The 1,531-nt window shown below is 64.3% G+C and carries 2 protein-coding genes; both read left to right on the forward strand.

Annotated elements, in window-relative coordinates; all coding sequences use genetic code 11:
* Positions 1 to 76: 76 nt before the first annotated feature.
* The gene (locus I6F09_RS37100) at positions 77 to 1,168 is read left to right on the forward strand and encodes an IS5 family transposase (protein WP_225143899.1); all 1,092 of its coding nucleotides are present in this window, start codon (positions 77 to 79) and stop codon (positions 1,166 to 1,168) included.
* Complete coding sequence (locus I6F09_RS37105; protein ID WP_225143902.1) at positions 1,168 to 1,512, forward strand: hypothetical protein; 345 nt, start codon at positions 1,168 to 1,170, stop codon at positions 1,510 to 1,512. Before I6F09_RS37100 ends, I6F09_RS37105 begins: the two co-directional genes overlap by 1 nt.
* The last annotated feature ends 19 nt before the right edge of the window (positions 1,513 to 1,531 follow it).

Consider the following 1,531-nt stretch of genomic DNA (forward strand, 5'->3'; position numbering starts at 1 on the left):
CAGGCTGTTGAAAAAGGTGCTCGCCGCCGACCGGCGACCGTGATTCATTAGCTCCGACGAGATTCGGAGATGGGGCGTGCGCGGCGGCGACAATCGAACGGGCGAGCTGTTCAGCTACGTCGACCTGGAGGCGCGGGTGCGGCGTGATCATCCGCTGCGAGCGGTCCGGACGATCGTGAACGAGGCGCTGTCAACGCTGGAGCGCGAGTTTGCCGCGCTCTATTCGCCGATTGGGCGGCCGTCGATCCCGCCGGAGAAGCTGCTGCGGGCGATGCTGTTGCAGGCGTTTTATTCGATCCGCTCGGAGCGGCTTCTGATGGAGCGGCTGGAATACGACCTGCTGTTCCGCTGGTTCGTCGGAATCGGCGTCGATGACGCCGCCTGGGACCATTCGGTGTTCTCGAAGAACCGCGACCGGTTGCTGGAAGGCGACATCGCGGCCAAGTTTCTGGCGGCGGTGCTGGCGCAGCCCAAGGTGAAGAAGCTTCTGTCGAGCGATCACTTCTCGGTCGATGGCACGCTGATCGAGGCCTGGGCCTCGATGAAGAGCGTCAAGCTCAAGGAAGGCTCGGGCGAGCCGCCAGCGCAAGGCGGCGGGCGCAATGCCGAAGCGGACTTCCATGGCCAGAGACGCTCGAACGACACCCATGCTTCGACCACCGATCCCGATGCCAGGCTTTACCGCAAGGGGAAAGGCAAGGAGACGAAGCTGTGCTTCATCGGGCATGGGCTGATGGAGAACCGCCACGGCTTGCTGGTCGACGCCTGCCTGACACAGGCCGACGGGCATGCCGAACGGGTGGCCGCGCTGCACATGATCGAACCGCGTGCCGACCGGCCGACAGCGATCACGCTTGGCGCCGACAAGGCCTACGACGCAGAAGACTTCGTCAACGAGCTGCGCTCGATGAACGTGACGCCGCATGTTGCGCAGAACACCAGCGGCCGCAGCTCTGCGATCGACGGGCGAACGACCCGGCACGGCGGCTATGCCGTCAGCCAGCGCATCCGCAAGCGGATCGAGGAGGCATTCGGCTGGATCAAGACGGTCGCCGGGCAAGAGAAGACCAGCTTCCGTGGCCGTGAACGCGTCGGATGGGCCTTTACCTTCGCTGCTGCCGCCTACAATCTGGTGCGGCTGCCCAAGCTGATCGCGGAGGCCGGCTGATGGCCAAGGTGCCCGGCTTCGCCAAGGCCTTTGCCGGCCGCTGGCGCATCGTCGAAATGGACACCTGGGACGGCGACTTCCTCGATCTCGTCGAACAGGCGCATCTCACCTTCAAGGGCAAGTCCGACGGTGAAGTTGCCTTCGGTGCGCTGAAGGGCTTCCTCGACGTCCGCTACGGCACGCGAGACGGTTCGGCCTGCGCGGAGTTCTCATGGCAGGGACACGATGAGAATGACCCCACCTGCGGTCGCGGATGGGCCATGATCGGCACTGCCGGCAGGCTCGTCGGCCACTTCTACATACACAATGGCGACGATTCAGCCTTCGTTTGCGAACGCGGCTGAGTTCTTCAACAGCCTGCTA

This window comes from Bradyrhizobium sp. IC3195 (assembly GCF_020193585.1).
Classification (GTDB): Bacteria; Pseudomonadota; Alphaproteobacteria; order Rhizobiales; family Xanthobacteraceae; genus Bradyrhizobium; species Bradyrhizobium yuanmingense.

What these genes read in the sequence shown, in the direction of transcription:
- I6F09_RS37105 (WP_225143902.1), top strand. Translation starts at nt 1,168, where the DNA reads ATGGCCAAGGTGCCCGGCTTCGCCAAGGCCTTTGCCGGCCGCTGGCGC.